17 protein-coding genes and 1 tRNA gene are annotated in these 17,605 nt (G+C 38.5%); 5 read left to right on the top strand and 13 right to left on the bottom strand.

What is annotated here, in order from left to right:
- Nucleotides 1-25: 25 nt before the first annotated feature.
- Nucleotides 26-1,729 carry a M61 family metallopeptidase gene (locus HUV91_RS07790; RefSeq protein WP_174493050.1) on the bottom strand — a complete coding sequence of 568 codons (1,704 nt, stop codon included), beginning with the start codon at nt 1,727-1,729 and terminating at the stop codon, nt 26-28.
- Between the two features lie 168 nt (nt 1,730-1,897).
- Between HUV91_RS07790 and HUV91_RS07795 the strand changes: the two genes are divergently transcribed.
- The 4 genes from HUV91_RS07795 (at nt 1,898) to HUV91_RS07810 (ending at nt 6,812) form a co-directional block, all read left to right on the top strand.
- Nucleotides 1,898-3,166 (top strand): D-alanyl-D-alanine carboxypeptidase PBP6B, encoded by a 1,269-nt coding sequence (locus HUV91_RS07795; protein ID WP_174493051.1) that lies wholly within the window; start codon nt 1,898-1,900, stop codon nt 3,164-3,166.
- A gap of 128 nt (nt 3,167-3,294) precedes the next feature.
- A complete protein-coding gene (locus HUV91_RS07800; protein ID WP_130072901.1) occupies nt 3,295-4,581 on the top strand; it encodes an NAD(P)/FAD-dependent oxidoreductase in 1,287 nt (428 codons plus the stop codon).
- A gap of 143 nt (nt 4,582-4,724) precedes the next feature.
- Complete coding sequence (locus HUV91_RS07805) at nt 4,725-5,207, top strand: FKBP-type peptidyl-prolyl cis-trans isomerase (RefSeq protein WP_111859859.1); 483 nt, start codon at nt 4,725-4,727, stop codon at nt 5,205-5,207.
- A 171-nt stretch (nt 5,208-5,378) separates the two neighbouring features.
- Nucleotides 5,379-6,812: a cryptochrome/photolyase family protein gene (locus HUV91_RS07810; protein ID WP_174493052.1), complete on the top strand. Its 1,434-nt coding sequence runs from the start codon at nt 5,379-5,381 to the stop codon at nt 6,810-6,812.
- Nucleotides 6,813-6,834: 22 nt separating this feature from the next.
- Here HUV91_RS07810 and HUV91_RS07815 read toward each other — a convergent pair whose 3' ends face one another.
- Nucleotides 6,835-7,290, bottom strand: a complete 456-nt coding sequence (locus HUV91_RS07815) for a hypothetical protein (protein WP_130072903.1) — start codon at nt 7,288-7,290, stop codon at nt 6,835-6,837.
- A 245-nt stretch (nt 7,291-7,535) separates the two neighbouring features.
- Here HUV91_RS07815 and HUV91_RS07820 point away from each other — a divergent pair.
- Nucleotides 7,536-7,611: transfer RNA gene (locus HUV91_RS07820), tRNA-Asn, on the top strand.
- A gap of 165 nt (nt 7,612-7,776) precedes the next feature.
- On the opposite strand, the gene HUV91_RS07825 is transcribed toward HUV91_RS07820, so the two are convergent.
- From HUV91_RS07825 to HUV91_RS07875, 11 genes are all read right to left on the bottom strand, one after another.
- Nucleotides 7,777-8,421, bottom strand: coding sequence for a tRNA-(ms[2]io[6]A)-hydroxylase (locus HUV91_RS07825; protein WP_174493053.1), 645 nt, complete (start codon nt 8,419-8,421; stop codon nt 7,777-7,779).
- A gap of 27 nt (nt 8,422-8,448) precedes the next feature.
- Nucleotides 8,449-9,174 carry a pyridoxine 5'-phosphate synthase gene (pdxJ, locus tag HUV91_RS07830; RefSeq protein ID WP_174493054.1) on the bottom strand — a complete coding sequence of 242 codons (726 nt, stop codon included), beginning with the start codon at nt 9,172-9,174 and terminating at the stop codon, nt 8,449-8,451.
- A 30-nt stretch (nt 9,175-9,204) separates the two neighbouring features.
- Entirely contained in the window at nt 9,205-9,924 is a 720-nt protein-coding gene (gene recO / locus HUV91_RS07835; RefSeq protein ID WP_174493055.1) for a DNA repair protein RecO, read from the bottom strand.
- 9 nt (nt 9,925-9,933) lie between these two features.
- Nucleotides 9,934-10,122, bottom strand: coding sequence for an NF038104 family lipoprotein (locus HUV91_RS07840; protein WP_174493056.1), 189 nt, complete (start codon nt 10,120-10,122; stop codon nt 9,934-9,936).
- Nucleotides 10,123-10,152: 30 nt separating this feature from the next.
- A complete protein-coding gene (gene era, locus HUV91_RS07845) occupies nt 10,153-11,181 on the bottom strand; it encodes a GTPase Era (protein WP_174493057.1) in 1,029 nt (342 codons plus the stop codon).
- A 5-nt stretch (nt 11,182-11,186) separates the two neighbouring features.
- On the bottom strand, nt 11,187-11,879 hold the full coding sequence (rnc, locus tag HUV91_RS07850; RefSeq protein WP_130072909.1) for a ribonuclease III: 693 nt from the start codon (nt 11,877-11,879) through the stop codon (nt 11,187-11,189).
- The gene (locus HUV91_RS07855; RefSeq protein ID WP_174493058.1) at nt 11,851-12,225 is read right to left on the bottom strand and encodes a DUF4845 domain-containing protein; all 375 of its coding nucleotides are present in this window, start codon (nt 12,223-12,225) and stop codon (nt 11,851-11,853) included. Before HUV91_RS07855 ends, rnc begins: the two co-directional genes overlap by 29 nt.
- Nucleotides 12,226-12,580: 355 nt before the next feature.
- Nucleotides 12,581-13,435, bottom strand: coding sequence for a signal peptidase I (lepB, locus tag HUV91_RS07860; RefSeq protein ID WP_174493059.1), 855 nt, complete (start codon nt 13,433-13,435; stop codon nt 12,581-12,583).
- A 22-nt stretch (nt 13,436-13,457) separates the two neighbouring features.
- Nucleotides 13,458-15,275: a translation elongation factor 4 gene (lepA, locus tag HUV91_RS07865; RefSeq protein ID WP_130072912.1), complete on the bottom strand. Its 1,818-nt coding sequence runs from the start codon at nt 15,273-15,275 to the stop codon at nt 13,458-13,460.
- A gap of 168 nt (nt 15,276-15,443) precedes the next feature.
- Nucleotides 15,444-15,893 carry an acyl-CoA thioesterase gene (locus HUV91_RS07870; protein WP_130072913.1) on the bottom strand — a complete coding sequence of 150 codons (450 nt, stop codon included), beginning with the start codon at nt 15,891-15,893 and terminating at the stop codon, nt 15,444-15,446.
- Nucleotides 15,894-16,006: 113 nt separating this feature from the next.
- Nucleotides 16,007-17,398, bottom strand: coding sequence for a Do family serine endopeptidase (locus tag HUV91_RS07875; RefSeq protein WP_174493060.1), 1,392 nt, complete (start codon nt 17,396-17,398; stop codon nt 16,007-16,009).
- Between the last annotated feature and the right edge of the window lie 207 nt (nt 17,399-17,605).

A 17,605-nucleotide genomic window follows, 5' to 3' on the forward strand; every position in this document is an offset into this window, starting at 1 on the left:
GCTTTTTAAATTTAGATTCGATACTTTAAATGCTTAACCATTTCGCGACTTTGCTTTGATCTACAACGTTAAGTTCAACTGTACTCAGCTCAACTTCACCGCCTTGTAGTTCACACTGTATTAATTCATCACGGCGGAACGCATAGACTGTGAAATTGGTTGCTTGTTTCGCATATTTAACCAATAACTTTTCCGATGCCTTTAAACCATCAATGGCAATAATCACATCATGAGCAGACAGTCCTGCTTTTGCCCCTGTACCATTACGATGGGCTTGCTGGATCAACACGCCTTCTGCTTTGTCTGAAATTTTTAAGCCAAATGGCAACGTTTTTTCATTTTTTACTTCAAAATCAATACCAAATTCAGGCAACAATTGATCAAGGGGTAATTCTTCCGTGGTATTAATTAAGTGGTTAATTTGCTCAATCCACTGCACACCTGTCAGTTCTTCGCATAAAGTGAAAATCGTGCGTTCATTCACTTGAATGCCATTTTGCGTATTTTCATACAATTTACGCATTAAAGCATCAAGGCTTGAACCTTTCATACGCAAGCCTAAATCTAAGCATAATGCCACTAGACAACCTTTGTTATAGTAACTTGTGCCTGCATTATTAGAGTTTTCATCTTGACGATAAAACTTAATCCACGCATCAAAACTAGACTCAGCAACAGTTTGAATGAAGCGCCCTGGATTTTGTAAATAACGATCAATCTGTGCTTTGAGTAGCTTTAAATAAGATTCTTGAGAAATTACGCCACTACGATACAAAATTAAGTCATCGTAATAAGAGGTAAATCCTTCAAAAATCCACAATAAAGAGGTCAAACTTTCTTGATTTAAATCATAGGTCGCTAAATTTTCAGGACGAATAAATTTCACTAACCATGAATGAAAATATTCATGACTACATAAGCCTAAGAAACGTTGATAATCTGCTGATGGTTCAGCAGGTTCATCGGCTTTGGGCAAATCATCACGTGGTGTAATTAAACTGGTACTGTTCGGATGCTCTAAACCACCATAGCTATTACCTGTTGCCATGGTCATAAAAGTATAGTTTGCAAAAGGTGCTGAACCAAACATGGCAATTTCAGTGCTACAAATTTTTTCAATGTCTTGCTGCATACGTTCAGCATTCATTGCATGCTGGCCAGAAACTACAAATTCATGAGGAATACCATGAGCTTCAAAGCTAAAACGTGTTTGATCTGCCAATTCAAATGGGCAGTCAATCAATTCTGCATAATTTTTCGCAGTGAGCGTATAACGACCTTTAACTAAGCTTTTTGATGCTAGTCCTGTGGCAATTTGGAAATGTTTCAATTCTTCAGGTAAAAAGATTTCCAATTCAATGGGCGAGTGTTCTTGATCTTGTAGGCCTAAACATAAACACGCAGGATTTACATAAAAACGTGTTTGATCCACATAAGCACCACGCACTGAGAGATCATAAGCATAAACATCATATTCAACCGTGATGAGCTCATGATCTGTGTTATATAAACGCCATTTGTTCTTATCAAACTTGGTAATTTGGAGTTCGCGCCCTGCTTCATCATAGGCTTTAACAGCTTCTAAATGCTTGGCAAATTCACGAATTAAATAACTACCTGGAATCCATGTTGGCAAAGATAATACTTGGGTTGGATTCGCTAAAAAACGTAAAGTGACATGCACGAGATGCTGACGATAATCGTCAAATTCAATTTGATAATGCAACATAAGCCGTATTCAAAAAAATATCTAAGGTAATTATTTATTAGATTAACATTTTTTACAAAGCTGTGCTTTATTCGTGCTTTTTGATTGTAAAACTGACTAGCCAGAATAGTGAAAAAAGCATAGCATTCGTTATATTTTTCACCTCCTGTTTTGCTAAGGCTGTCCCCCTTGAAAATTGCCACTTACTTGCTTGTCTTCATTTGCTCACTGTGCTCAACGTTCGTCAATGCAGCACTATTAAATATCAATCCAGCATCAGTAGAAGCAGAAGCTTGGACGATTTTAGATACTCAAACAGGACAGACTATTGCTGAGTATAATAGTCATGTACAACGTGCACCCGCTTCAATGACCAAAATGATGGTGGCGTACATTGCATTAAAAGAAATTCAGGCAGGACATCTAAAGAAAGATGAAATACTGACAGCAACCCCTATTGTTAAAATTGTACAATGGGATGAATCACAGATGTATCTCAAAGAAGGCGAACAAATCTCAGTTGATCAACTGATTGCAGGTTTGATTGTCATGTCTGCCAATGATGCAGCTGTGACTTTAGCAGAACGTATTTCAGGTACACTCCCTGCTTTTATTGAACGCATGAACAAAGAAGCGAAAGCTTTGGGAATGAATAACACGCACTTTGCCAATGCACCAGGCATTACCATGCCTGAGCATTTTTCCTCTGCGCATGATATGGCTTTACTTGGACAAGCTGTTGCACAGCATACCCCTGATTATTTGCATTATTCGGTGATGCCGAGTTTTAGCTATAAACAACATTTTCATCATGCAACCAATTTGATCTTAAAAACTGACCCAAGTGTCGATGGTTTAAAAACAGGATTCACTAAAGCCGCAGGTTATAATTTAGCTCTGTCAGCACACCGCCCTACACTCAATCCGGATGTACCTGATCGCCGTATTATCGTCGTGGTGATGGGCACCAAAAATGCGAGCAAACGTGCCGAAGTTGCACACAAGCTTTTAAACTTAGCATATGCCTATACACGTGATGAAGTTGTCATCAAAGACAAGCAATTAATCGCTGAGTTACCTGTGGTCAAATCGACTTTGAAAATGTTTAAAGTTGAAGCCAAAAAACCTCAAATTGTGACCACCAGTTTATACAATAATGTACAACCGATCGACTTGATGAACTTTGACAATATCAATTCAAGAATCATGCAAGCAAATGCAACAGGATTGTTGTCCGCAGTTCACCCTTTGCAAAACACAGAGACACATTTAAATGTCGAACTGAATGAAGCTTCGCTGACTGCGCCACTAGCAAAAATAATGCATTTAGCCAAAGTCAATGTCTATCAAAATGACCTCTTACTGCAATCTTTTGACATTGAAGATGAAGTACATATCGAGCAAGCATCATGGTTTGAACGTCTACTCGAATGGCTAAAAACATGGTTAGGTTTCTGAGTAAGAGCAAACCCAACCCATTTACTTTGTTTTGTTGTAAGTATGTAAATTGTAAAACAAAAAATACAAATAATTACCAATAGGATGGCATATTAAGCCATCCTTCAATAAAAATTATTAGGTAATTCATGTCAAAAATTCATCATATCGTGATTGTCGGTGGTGGTGTGGGCGGCTTAGAACTGGTCACACAACTCGGCGATACTTTAGGCAAAGCACAAAAAGCTAAAATCACTTTGATCGATCAAAAGCTTACCCACGTTTGGAAGCCACTTTTACATGAAATTGCTGCGGGAACCATGAATCCCAATGATGAAGAAACCAATTATTATGCACATGCAGCGAAGCATCATTATGAGTTTATTCAAGGTCGCTTTGAACATTTAGACCGTGAAAAACAAGAAATTACGTTAATTAAACCCCAAACCACAAAATATGAAGCAGCAAGTGAAAAACAAACTATTGCTTATGACACTTTAGTCTTGGCGGTAGGTTCTGTTTCAAATGACTTTCATACCCCAGGTGTCAAAGAATATTGTCATTATCTAGACAGTTTGCAACAGGCTGAAATTTTCCAACAAGATCTTCTGCATTTATATTTAGATGCACAAAATAAAAATACTGAACGTCATCTCAATATTGCGGTGATTGGTGCAGGTGCAACAGGCGTTGAACTATCAGCAGAGCTAGTCGAAGCCAAACAAAATTTCTACAATTACGGCTTAAATAAAATCAATCCCAATCAAGTCAAAATTTCACTGATTGAAGGCGCAGATCGTATCTTACCAGCCCTTTCAGAAAAAATTGCAGAACATGCTGACAAACAACTGCAACGAATGAAAATTGATATATTAACCGCAAAACGTGTCGAAAAAGTTGATGCTGAACGTGTTTATTTTAATGATGGTACAAGCATCCAAGCAGAGCTTAAAGTCTGGGCTGCAGGGATCAAGACACCACAGGTGATTTCAGAATTACCAGATTTCAGCAAAGACCGTATGGGACGCTTAGAAGTCTACGCAACACTACAAACCAAAACTGACCCCAATATTTTTGCCATTGGTGACTGTGCCAACTGTATTTTAGATGCACGAGAAGCAGCACTTGGTCCACGTGCACAAGTAGCAAGCCAACAAGCAGCATTTATGGTTGATGCTTTAAAGGCACGTGTAAGTGGTCATAAACAACCAATGTTCCAATTTTCAGACAAAGGCTCTTTAGTCTCACTCAGCAAAAATAAAGCTGTGGGTGAATTACTCGGTCAGGTCAACGTGCAAGGCTTTGTCGCGAAGTCCATGTATGTGTCATTGTATCGTTTACATCAAGCTACAATTTATGGTTATGCTCATGCAGGATTACTCACGGCCAAAGATTTTGTTACACGAAAAATCGCACCGCGGATAAAATTGCATTGAAATTTAATAATTCGCCCTTATTAATGAAAAAACCATCAAAAAAGTGGTAAAAATGCTTTTTTTTCGTAAATTTAGTCTACAAAAATTGCATTTCACTTTATGATGTAAGCTTATAACTCTCTATTGTCGTATGGATCAATAACATGACTGCTATTGCAAATAACCAAGTGGTTTCTTTCCACTACACGTTGACTAACGCTGAGGGTGAAACTCTCGATAAATCACAAGGTGAGCCACTCGCATATTTGCATGGCGCAGGAAATATCATTCCTGGTTTAGAAAAAGCTTTAGAAGGCAAAACTGTAGGCGAAAAATTCACTGTAAACGTTCCTGCAGCTGAAGGTTATGGCGAATACAATCCTGACCTCGTTCAAGAAGTTCCTGCTCAAATGTTCCAAGGTGTTGAAAACATCGAAGCGGGTATGCAATTCCAAGCACAAACTGAAGATGGCGTTCAAATCGTAACTGTTAAAGCAGTTGAAGGCGACAACGTTGTTGTAGATGCAAACTTCCCACTTGCTGGTCAAGATCTTACTTTTGAAGTAGAAATCGTTGAAATTCGTGACGCTTCTGCTGAAGAATTAGAACATGGTCATGTTCACGGTGCAGGTGGTCATCACCACTAAGATCATTGCGATCTCAGCAAAAAGGCAAAGTTTAATACTTTGCCTTTTTTATGAGCTTGTTTTTTATTCTCATTACTTTGTTCATTTTGAATTTTATTCTAGAATCAATAGAATTCTATTTTCGATACAGCCTTGTACACAAAGCCCCCAACCAATACCATATGAAAGATCATGAAACGACAACTGATTTGGTTTCGCCAAGACTTACGCATTCAAGACCATAGTGCACTGTGGCATGCAACACAGTCAGGACAAAGCATCGCTTTCATTGCCCTTTCCCCACAGCAATGGCGTAAACATCATGATGCTCCAATTAAAATCGACTTTTATTTGAGACAAGTACAGCAACTTAAACAGCAACTCAATGCCCTGCATATTCCCTTAATTGTTGATATCGTGCCCGAATGGCATGACCTGCCAAAGCATATTTTAAAGCATTGTGATACACTCAATATTGAAAATGTACACGCCAACATTGAATGCGGTGTCAATGAGCTACAACGTGATTTTCAAGTACAAAAAACGCTCAACCAACATGCATGCGATTTGATTTTATACCATGATCGTAGCATTTTTCCTGTGGGTTCCATTCGTAACAAATCCAACCAACCCTATCAAGTCTTTGGTGCATTTAAAAAATACTGTTATGAACAACTCAGTATTGCTATCCCTCAGCCTTATCCAGCACCTGAGCCACAAACATGGGTAGACATTGAGTTTGAAAATAAAGTTCAATGTGAAATTCCCAATTTGCAACAATTAGGTTTTGAGAACAATGACTTTTATTCAAAATGGCAAGTGGGTGAAAATCATGCCCACACAATATTAGATCATTTTATAGAACACCAAGTCCTCAATTATCAAACCGCACGAGATTTTCCACATCTTGAAGCAACCAGTCAGTTATCACCCTATTTAAATCTCGGAATTTTATCGATTCGTCAGTGCTTGAATGCGTTATTTCGTCAGCAACAAGGGTATTTCCATATAAACAATATTGGACAACAAACATGGTTAGATGAGCTACTTTGGCGAGAGTTTTATCAACATATCTTATTTGATTTCCCACGTATTTCTAAAAATATTCCTTTTAAAATCAATACACAATATTTACAGTGGCGCAATTCACCAGAAGATTTAAAAGCATGGCAACAGGGACAAACAGGTATTCCAATTGTCGACGCTGGCATGCGTCAAATGTTACAAACAGGTTGGATGCATAACCGTGTACGTATGATCGTAGCCATGTTTCTCAGTAAAAATTTACTCATCGACTGGCGCTTAGGCGAACAGTGGTTTATGCAGCATTTGATTGATGGTGACTTAGCGGCAAATAATGGTGGTTGGCAATGGTGTGCCTCTACAGGGACAGATTCGGTCCCTTATTTCCGTATTTTTAACCCGATCAGTCAGTCTAAAAAGTTTGATGAAAATGGTGATTATTTAAGAAAATGGTTACCTGAAATTGCACATTTGGATGCTAAAACCATCCATGAACCTTATGCTAAAAACCCTAATTTACAACTGGATTATCCTCAACCAATCGTTGACTTAAAAATGAGTCGACAAAGAGCTATTGAGGCTTTCAAACACTTAACTGCTTAAAAGCCCTGTGCAAATGACAACTTTAAATAGCATGTTTAAAATGGTTAAATGGCAGTTGAGCAGTTTTTGGTCTTTCAATCGACTCAAAGAAACAGTAATATTTAAAAACACGATCTAAAGCAATATGCACAACTTTTTGCTCAGAAATAGACCACACCTTGGCATGATTTGCACCTGAAAAAGTACTGCCGACCAGTTGAAATAAGTATAGATCATGCTCACGTTGGATAGATTGCTGCGTATTTTGCGTGCTTGCATCTGTTAAAAGTCGGCACTTTGCATTGATCAGCCATTTTTCACTAAACCAAAGCTGTAATAAATCACCTAGGAATAATTTTTTCTCACCAAAAGGCCATACTTCAAAATAAGCATGCTCAACTTCAGTGTAATAATGTTCAGAATTTTGCAGAATAGAAAGATAGTTTTCTTGATAAAAAGATAAATTTGAAAAAATATCGGAAATGCTAAGCGTATTCATCGCTGTCTCCTATTTAGCCATTTTAGTGCTGGCAAGTTGGTTAAATCCACACGGTTTAAGCAGTTGCTTAAACTCACTTTCTAAATTTAATCTAACAAGCCATTTTCATCATTGCAACCCTTTCTTTAATTTTTTTTGAATTTCATTATTTTTGTTCAAATAAAAAGCATACAGCACAAAAATGAAGAAAACATGACATGAAAGGCTTGACCCTCAACAATATATCCTTATAATCACATGCAGATTCTCCAATAGCTCAGTCGGTAGAGCGACGGACTGTTAATCCGCAGGTCCCTGGTTCGAGCCCAGGTTGGAGAGCCAAATACTAAAAAGCCCACTCATAACGAAGTGGGCTTTTTTTATGCAAAAACAAATATCACATTGAAACCAATAGCATAATGGTCGGCAGTAAAGTTTTGATCTCAAAAATAAAAAAGGAAGTGTGACCACTTCCTATTCTTTTTCTTTAAACATTTAAGCCACAGCTTATATGGGAACACCACTATGAAAACGAAAAGTTTTATCTGGGGTTAAAATCAAATCCTTTTCTACTTCACGAATTAATTCAATACGTTGTTGAATATCTTCTTCAGGGTCTTTGAGTTTAGCGGTTTTCGCTACATCCAATGCTAAAGCGAGATAATCTTCGTAATGGCGTGATTCAGACTTTAGTAAGTAACGATAATAACGCCCAAGCTCATCATCAACTAAGGGCGCTAAAGCATAAAAACGCTCACAAGAACGTGCTTCAACAAAAGCACCAATCACCAAAACATCAATCAATGCTTCAGGTTCATAAGTACGAATTTCCTTACGCAAACCACCTGCATAACGACCTGCACTTAGACCTTTCCATTCTTGACCACGCTTGGTCATAAACTCTAAAACTTGTTCATAATGTAGCATTTCTTCACGAACAAGTTGTGCAAGCTTAACTTGTAAATCTGTAAAAAAGCTATAACGAAACATCAAATTCATGGCTGTTCCTGCGGCTTTTTTCTCACAATTGGCATGATCTTGCATTAAAATATCAAGATTCTTTAGGGCTTCATCCAACCATGCTTGAGGCGTTTCACAGCCTAAAAAACCAATGACAGGTTGCATTAGTTCATCATAATTAATATTCGACATGACTACTTTTCAATATATTCCAATGTATTAACTTGCAGCATGTATTGCTGCTTTCATGTCTTTCACTGCTTGTTCTAAGCCAACAAAAACACTTTCTGCAATAATTGAATGACCAATATTCAACTCGTGAATCTGTGGAATTGCTGCAATTTCAGCGACATTTTTAAGATTTAAACCATGCCCTGCATTGACCACTAAGCCTTTTGCAGCCGCATATTCAGCACCTTTGATAATACGCTCTAACTCGTGATGATGTGCATCTTCAGTGTGTGCATCTGCATAAGCACCTGTGTGCAATTCGATGGTTTGTGCACCACATGCCACTGCTGCGTCAATTTGCGCAAAGTCAGCATCAATAAATAATGATACGTCACAGCCAATCGCAACCAATGCCTGAGTTGCAGCTCTCACATCAGCAAAATGTCCAACCACATCCAAACCACCTTCAGTCGTCACTTCTTGGCGTTTTTCAGGTACAAAGCAAACATGTTGCGGCTTGACTTCAAGTGCAATTGCGACCATTTCATCAGTGACTGCCATTTCCAAGTTCATACGTGTCTTGATTGCTGAGCGCATACGATACACGTCAGCATCTTGAATATGACGGCGATCTTCACGTAAATGCAAGGTAATTCCCTCTGCACCTGCTTGTTCACAGACCAATGCTGCCTGAACAGGATCAGGATAAGTCGTACCACGTGCTTGTCGAAGTGTTGCAACATGGTCAATATTTACACCAAGCAATGCAGCCATAATATTTTCCTAAATACATCAAAATAAAAACTAGCGATTCACAGTTTTGGACTGAGAATTTTGTATCCACAGTTGCCGACTTTTTAATGGGCGATCACCAAGCAATGAGGTAATCATTTGGCGATAAAGTTTCGACAATAATTGTAACTGTTCTGAATTAAAATCCCTACCCTTTTCATAATTCGCCATACTTAAAATCTGCTCGCCGCTTAGGGTCGATGAAGCGCTATGGGAAATAGGAATAAATCCATCTGACAGTTGAAATTGATAACGTTGCGTCGCAATGATCGGCGCTTGCTGTGCATCCATCTCATAATCTAAGGGATAGCCCAACTCTTCTAAAAGCGCATACTCAAACTGACGTAAAATTTGTTTTAAAAATGTATGAGGCTCGGGATGTGAGGCTAAATGTTGTAAATGCTCAAGCGTAACATGATATTGCTCAAAAGTTTGCGGCATACTTTCTTCAAGTGGGCATAAACGGAGCAGAATTTCATTCAGATAAAACCCTGAAAAAAATGCATCACCATAAAAAAATACAGGTTGATTAAGTATTTCTAATTTTGAAAAGTTTTTCAGCTCACTTTTCCCTGATGCTTGCAGAGTAATCGGCTGATATTGCGGAGGCGGCGTTTGCCTTAAAATTCCATCAACACGTCCATACTCTTGTGTAAATAAATGCACAATATGGCTACGTTCACGATATTTTCGATGATGGATTAAATAACCATGCAAGATTTCATTTCGCATCTTGGCGAATTAATCATCCTTATCTTTTTTATCATCTTCATCATCTCCATCTGGGATGACTGCACCGACCACAGCCGCAGTACCTTTTACCACACCTTTGGTCACACCATACGCTGCTTTGACAGGAACCGTAACGAGTTTGTAGACACAACCCTGTAACACGATCATACAAGATATTATGACAAAAACTTTCATCATTACGGCTCTATCCTTTTCTCAAATCAGCGCTTAAATATCGCTATAACCTAAACTTTTTAAAGCACGCTCATCATCAGACCAACCACCTTTGACTTTCACCCAAAGTGTTAGCATGATTTTTTGTTCGAACATTTTTTCCATGTCGACACGTGCATCCATACCAATTTTTTTCAGCTTAGCACCTTTTTCACCAATCACGATGGCTTTTTGTCCCGGACGATCTACAAAAATGGTCGCATCAATGTAAGTACACGCTGCTTTAGGACGACCCGTTTTAGGGTTAATCGTTGCTTCTTCAGTCTTAAATGATTCAATTTGCACAGTTAAATCATAAGGCAGTTCTTCACCTAACTGACGCATGATTTTCTCACGAATAATTTCACTCGCAAGGAAACGTTCAGAACGGTCTGTTAACTGCTCTAAAGCATATAGGGGTGGTTGAAATGGCAAATACTTTTCAATGGTATTACGTAAATGATCTAAATTTGCACCACGTAATGCAGATACTGGTACAATTTCCGCAAAATTCATTAACTTTGCACGCTCTTGGATCAATGGCAAAGCATGGTTTTTATTTTCAAGCGTATCAATTTTATTGATGACTAGAATAACTGGCATTTCTGCATTTTTCAGTTTTTCAAGTACCAACTCATCGTTCTGTGTCCACTTGTCTGCATCCAATACAAACAAAACAAGGTTCACATCACGCAATGCAGAATGTGCGGCTTTATTCATCATTTTATTGATGGCACGTACTTCTTTTTTGTGCATCCCAGGCGTATCCACAAATACAGCTTGTGATGTCTCACGACTATCAATCCCGACAATTTTATGGCGAGTTGTTTGTGGCTTACGTGAGGTAATAGATAATTTTTGACCCAAAATATGGTTCATTAGGGTTGACTTACCTACATTTGGACGACCAACAATCGCCACAAAACCACTTTTATAATCTGCAGGAATTTCCGTTCCTTGTGAACTAAAAAATTGGTTAATTAAGTCATTACCGCTGTCTTGCGGCTCGTGATCAGCATCGTTGTGATCGGAATGTGTATTCATGCAGTTTACTGCTCCAATAACTTTAAAAAATCTGCCGCGACTGCCTGTTCTGCAAATCGGCGACTTGAGCCCTCACCCATCATTTTAGGCAAGCCCTCTACTAAGCATTCTACTTTAAAATGCTGATTGGGTGCATCACCCTGAATATCTACAACCTCGTAACTCGGCAATGGCTTTTTACGAGCTTGTAGATATTCTTGGAGACGTGATTTCGGATCTTTCAACTGATCTGTGGGTTCAATATGTTCTAAATAGGGTTCATACCATTTCAGTACAATATTGCGCAACATCGGTAAATCTTGACAATCTGTATAAATCGCACCAATGATCGCTTCTACTGTATCTGCTAATATTGACTCACGATGATGACCGCCTGATTTCAATTCACCTGTACTTAAAATTAAACTGGTGCTTAATTTTAAGTCATTGGCAATTTTACCTAAGGCTTCTTGGCGCACCAAAGTCGCACGCATACGGGTTAAACGACCTTCATTTTCTTGCGGATAAGCATGGTACAAATAGTTTGCAATGATCATCCCCAATAATGAATCACCTAAAAACTCTAAGCGCTCATAATTGTATTTATGACTCACCGAACGATGTGTCAATGCAAGTTGTAGCAATTCAGATTGTTTAAACTCATAGCCGATACGACTCTGTAAGCGAGGATCACTTACTTTGAACTGACCTTTGATCAAAACTTTTCTCGAATGTTTGGACTAAATCAATATTCATGAAGAATGGTGTTCTTACTTCATATTTCTTTGTCACTGTTAAGCCGTTGTCGTTTGAAACTTTCGCAATATCGTTAAATTTAATATCACGAATATTGTTCATGTCCAAACGTTGACTCATTTGGCTTTCAAATTTAGATGGTGTGATATCCGCTGAGCTTTCTTTAAGAAGTTGCTCAATTTGACCATTAATCACACGATCATCCCAATACGATGGCCAAAGTGCTAATACCGCTTTCACGATAAAAGCAAAGACCACGATTCCTAATAAAATCGCAATATACGATGCACCTTGTTGAGATTTACGCATTGTTATTATCCACTAGGCGAAAATAATTATATCATTTTGCAGACTTTAAAATAAGACCAGATCCTTCAACCTTGCCACTTTAACCCTACAAATTCCCCAAATTTAAAATGTCATATTAATATGATGTGTAAATGTTAAACATTCGTCATCATGAATCAATATTTCAGTATTGTATTATCTTGCAAAGCCCATTCAGTTACTAGATTTCGATACTCATTTTTATAAAAAAATTTGCATGAAATCTTATAAACTCACCACTTTGACGTTTTACTCAGTTGTCATTCAAAAGAAAATAAAAAAGACCAATGTACATTGGTCTTTTTATACTTAAAATCAGATTCGACTCAAAGGAAGCTTAGTCAATTGTCCCATTACGGCTAAATGAAGGTAATTTCAAGCCTGGTTCTTTGTGCATCCACACATAGATCGCATGCCCTGTTAAATTTGCCTCAGGTACAAATCCCCAAAAACGGCTGTCAGCACTTTGATCGCGGTTATCACCCATCGCAAAGTAATGACCTTTCGGAACAGTGACTTCCCAACTTTGACCATTTGATTTGATGAAACGATCATTATCACGCGCAACAAAAGGTAAATCTTCTTTTTTCTGTGCATATTGGAAAGCACTCGCCAAAGTATTTTGACCTTCTAAAATACGCACAAGATGCTTATGTTCACCCATGGTTTCAGTATAGTAAATCGATTTTGGAGTATCCAAAATATCTTTTTGACGACTAAATTCGACTGGGGTCTGTGTAACATTTTTCCCATTAATACTTAATTGCCCCTGATCATAAACAATATGATCGCCCGGTAAACCAATAATACGTTTGATATAACTAATTTTTGGATTTTCAGGATAACGGAACACCGCAACATCACCACGTTGAGGCTCACCTACATCAATGACTTTAGTATTGGTAATCGGTAAACGCACACCATACTGGTACTTATTCACCAAAATATAATCACCCGTTTCTAAGGTCGGAACCATCGAATCAGAGGGAATATTAAAAGGTTCAAATAAAAATGAACGTAACACCAAAACAACGGCAAGGACTGGCCAAAAATCGTATGCCCATGAAATGATAAAATGTTCATTCCCCTTACCCTTTGTTTCGCGTTGTTTAAACACGAATTTATCGAGTAACCACAACACAAAAAACACCAGTGTTGCAGGTACGAGAATTAAATTAAAATCAAAATCCATGAGCGATACGACCTCTTACTTCTTATCTATCGACTTTTAATACAGCCAAGAACGCTTCTTGTGGGATTTCAACACTACCCACTTGTTTCATGCGTTTCTTACCTTCTTTTTGTTTCGATAACAATTTCTTCTTACGAGAAACGTCACCACCATAACATTTTGCCAAGACGTTTTTACGCATTGCTTTGACTGTAGAACGTGCAATCACTTGCGCACCGATCGCCGCTTGAATTGCAACATCAAACATTTGACGTGGAATCAAATCTTTCATCTTTTCAACCAAGGCAATGCCACGATGACGTGCATCTTGACGGTGACAAATCATCGCCAATGCATCTACTTTGTCACCATTAATTAACACGTCAACCTTAACCAAAGATGAAGACTCAAAGCGTACAAAATTGTAATCGAGTGATGCAAAACCACGCGAACATGATTTCAATTTATCAAAGAAGTCCATCACGACTTCAGCCATCGGGATTTCAAACGTAATGGATACTTGGTTGGCCATAAACTTCATGTCTTTTTGCACCCCACGGCGCTCAACACATAAAGTCATCACATTACCTAAATAATCTTGTGGTACTAAAATATGACACTCAGCAATCGGTTCACGTAAATCTTCAACCGTTGAACCATCTGGCATTTTTGATGGACTGTCGATATAAATCGTGTCGCCATTTTTCATCACGGCTTCATAAATTACGGTCGGTGCTGAAGAAATGAGGTCTAAATCGTACTCACGTTCTAAACGCTCTTGTACGATTTCCATGTGCAGCATACCCAAGAAGCCACAACGAAAACCAAATCCTAACGCATCTGAGCTTTCAGGTTCAAAGAACAATGCCGAATCGTTAATTTGTAGTTTATGTAACGCTTCACGGAAGGGTTCAAAATCACTCGCATCGATTGGGAATAAACCTGCGTAGACTTGTGGTTTAACCTTTTTAAAGCCAGGTAATGAAGCTACTTCCGGTGTCGTTGCTAAAGTAATGGTATCCCCCACAGGCGCACCAAAAATATCTTTAATCCCCGCAATCACAAAGCCAACTTCACCTGCTTCCAAAATCCCAGTTTCTGTGTGTTTTGGATTAAAAATACCCACAGACGTAATGATATGAGACTGACCTGTTGATTTCATCAACATTTTGTCGCCTTTTTTCACACGTCCTTGTTTCACACGAACCAAAGACACAACACCTAAGTAGTTATCAAACCACGAGTCTACAATTAAAGCTTGTAAAGGTGCGTCACGGTCACCCTCAGGTGCAGGAATAACATTGACCAACGTCTCTAGGACACCCTCAATCCCTAATCCTGTTTTTGCTGAACATGTCGGTGCTTCAGTGGCTTCAATCCCAATAATATCTTCAATTTCTTGAATCACACGCTCAGGCTCTGCTTGTGGTAAATCGATTTTATTTAAGATTGGAAGGACTTCCAAACCTTGTTCAATTGCTGTATAGCAGTTAGCAACCGACTGTGCTTCCACACCTTGCGCTGCATCAACAACCAATAACGCACCTTCACAAGCGGCCAAAGAACGTGATACTTCATACGAAAAGTCCACGTGTCCTGGTGTATCAATAAAGTTGAGTTGGTATTCTTGACCATTTGGATGAGTGTAATACAAGGTTACAGACGTTGCTTTAATGGTAATCCCACGCTCACGTTCTAATTCCATTGAATCTAAAACTTGTGCTTGCATTTCACGATCTTGTAAACCGCCACAGGTTTGAATGAAGCGGTCTGCGAGTGTCGACTTACCGTGGTCGATGTGCGCGATAATACTGAAATTACGAATATTTTTAATATCGACAGATTTTTTAGCTTGCGCCATGGGCTACCTTGAAGAAAAACACGCTATGTACTGAAAAAATATACATAACAAAAGCTGAATAGAAATTGCGAGGGATTATAGCAGATGGTTTTTTTAAAGTATCCATAATAATGATCAGGCAATTGAATTATTTAAAAATGAAGCGACTTAATATCCCTATTTTCATGGTCACTTTAGATCACTCACATCATAAGGATCAATATTTTCATCTAAAGGTTGATAGGCTTGAATAAACGTCGGTGATAAGCGCTTTGGGCGCCCTGTGGCAATTTCAACACATGCCCATTTCGTCGTACCTGTAAATAACAATGCCTGATCTGCTGCACGAAAAAAAGCATATTGGCGGAATGAAAATAATGCATTAATGTCATTGAGCCATGTTCTTAAAATAATGTCATCCCCTTCAAGCGCAGCTTTACGATATTGCACATGATGTTCCACTGCAACCATCGCATGTTTTAATTCTAGATAATCCTTGACACCTAAACCTAAAGCTTCGATATGTGCTGTAGCGACCTCCTGCATCCATGCTACATAAACCACATTATTGACATGTCCTAAAATATCAATATGTTCAGGTTGAACCGTGAGTTTTAAATCAAAATATGCTGTTGCCACAAAAAGATCCTATTACTTCGCTTTTACAATCTTATCTACACTAACATTTTGCCCATGCAATTGACAAAAAAACCACTCCGTAGAGTGGTTCATATTTTTGCTTGCCGCCAAGATTATTGTACTCTTAGACCCAACATGGCATGTTGTCCATCGCGGATAATTGCCACGCGTGCAACAGTATTGGCTTTTAGTTCAGACACAGCTTCCACAAAATCATTGGCATTTAAAATGGTTTTCGAGTTAATTTGCGTCACAACATCCCCTGCGAGAATACGCGACTGTGCAGCTAAGCCACCACGAGTGACATCTTGAATCAAGACACCGCCTTTAATACCTAAACGTGATTTTTCAATTTCATTTAAAGTCCGAATTGCGACCCCTAAAATTGGACCTTTCTTGGCAGATGCTGTGGTACCACGCTCACTTTTCGCTGGTGTATCATCAGGTGCGGTGGTTAATGTTGCGGTAATAACTTTTGCTTTGTCATCACGCAAAACTTCAAGCTGTACGGTTTGTTTAGGTTGAGTACGGTTCAGATAGTTCAACAACTCACTGGTCTGTGAAATAGGCGAACCATTATATTTCATAATCACATCACCTGATTTAAAACCTGCTTTATCTGCTGGCGAACCTGCTGCGACTTGGGTGATCAAAGATCCTTCAGGTTTTGGTAATTTGTATGCTTCCGCCAAATTACGATCAATATCTTGTAGCATGACTCCCAAATAAGAACGGGTGACTTTGCCATTGGTTTTCAACTGACTCACGACATCCATCGCGACATCGATTGGAATGGAGAATGACAAGCCCATGTAGCCGCCTGTACCACTAAAAATACGTGAGTTCACACCCACCACTTGTCCTTGTTGATTAAACAACGGGCCACCTGAGTTCCCCGGATTTAATGCAACATCAGTCTGGATAAATGGAACGGAAGTTTCACCCATCATATTACGTGACTTCGCACTGACAATCCCTGCCGAAGCGGAATAATCAAAACCAAATGGTGAACCAATGGCTAATACAGGTTGACCAACTTTAAGCTGATCGACATTGCCAGTGGATAGTGATGGAAAATTCGTACCATCTACTTTAAGCAATGCAATGTCTGTACGCTCGTCACTTCCGATCACTTTAGCATCAATTTCACGGCGATCATTCAGGACAATGGTCACTTTTGAAGCATCTTCTACCACATGATGATTCGTTACTAAATAACCGTCTTTGCTGATAAAAAAGGCACTGCCATAGCCTGTTTTCTCTTGCGGAATTTGTTGCTGTGGAATAATGATCTGATTACCAAAGAAACGTTTTAAAATTTCAGGTACTTGCTGTTGTAATAATTCTTCTTGCGACATTTTTTTAACAACATTCACACTCACTACCGCAGGACTAACTTGTTCGACTAAATTTGAAAAATCAACAGGTGCTTGCGCTTGTGCTTGTGTTGCTGCAACTGTAAATACTGCTGCATACATTCCTTTTTGTATAAAGCTAATTTTCATGAATGACTAACCTACAAATTTTGTTTTTTGTTGATGAATTTGTTTGTAACATAGAATTTTATAATATTGCGTAATAAAATGTTTCTATATTTTTAAAAAACAATAATTTACTTAAATTATCCTTAAAAAGTGAATGATTTGCCTTATCGACAAAAATCTGAGACTTATAACCATTGAAATTTATTCAAAAAGAGAGTGTTATTAGCA

This window comes from Acinetobacter sp. Marseille-Q1623 (assembly GCF_902809895.1).
GTDB classification, from domain to species: domain Bacteria; phylum Pseudomonadota; class Gammaproteobacteria; order Pseudomonadales; family Moraxellaceae; genus Acinetobacter; species Acinetobacter piscicola_A.

Bases quoted from the DNA above. Each gene is read 5' to 3' on its own strand.
- HUV91_RS07810 (WP_174493052.1), top strand. From the start codon at position 5,379: ATGAAACGACAACTGATTTGGTTTCGCCAAGACTTACGCATTCAAGAC.
- HUV91_RS07875 (WP_174493060.1), bottom strand. From the start codon at position 17,398: ATGAAAATTAGCTTTATACAAAAAGGAATGTATGCAGCAGTATTTACA.
- HUV91_RS07840 (WP_174493056.1), bottom strand. From the start codon at position 10,122: ATGATGAAAGTTTTTGTCATAATATCTTGTATGATCGTGTTACAGGGT.
- recO (WP_174493055.1), bottom strand. From the start codon at position 9,924: ATGCGAAATGAAATCTTGCATGGTTATTTAATCCATCATCGAAAATAT.
- lepA (WP_130072912.1), bottom strand. From the start codon at position 15,275: ATGGCGCAAGCTAAAAAATCTGTCGATATTAAAAATATTCGTAATTTC.
- HUV91_RS07855 (WP_174493058.1), bottom strand. From the start codon at position 12,225: ATGCGTAAATCTCAACAAGGTGCATCGTATATTGCGATTTTATTAGGA.
- HUV91_RS07815 (WP_130072903.1), bottom strand. From the start codon at position 7,290: ATGAATACGCTTAGCATTTCCGATATTTTTTCAAATTTATCTTTTTAT.
- HUV91_RS07790 (WP_174493050.1), bottom strand. From the start codon at position 1,729: ATGTTGCATTATCAAATTGAATTTGACGATTATCGTCAGCATCTCGTG.
- pdxJ (WP_174493054.1), bottom strand. From the start codon at position 9,174: ATGGCTGCATTGCTTGGTGTAAATATTGACCATGTTGCAACACTTCGA.
- HUV91_RS07805 (WP_111859859.1), top strand. From the start codon at position 4,725: ATGACTGCTATTGCAAATAACCAAGTGGTTTCTTTCCACTACACGTTG.
- era (WP_174493057.1), bottom strand. From the start codon at position 11,181: ATGAATACACATTCCGATCACAACGATGCTGATCACGAGCCGCAAGAC.
- HUV91_RS07800 (WP_130072901.1), top strand. From the start codon at position 3,295: ATGTCAAAAATTCATCATATCGTGATTGTCGGTGGTGGTGTGGGCGGC.
- HUV91_RS07825 (WP_174493053.1), bottom strand. From the start codon at position 8,421: ATGTCGAATATTAATTATGATGAACTAATGCAACCTGTCATTGGTTTT.
- lepB (WP_174493059.1), bottom strand. From the start codon at position 13,435: ATGGATTTTGATTTTAATTTAATTCTCGTACCTGCAACACTGGTGTTT.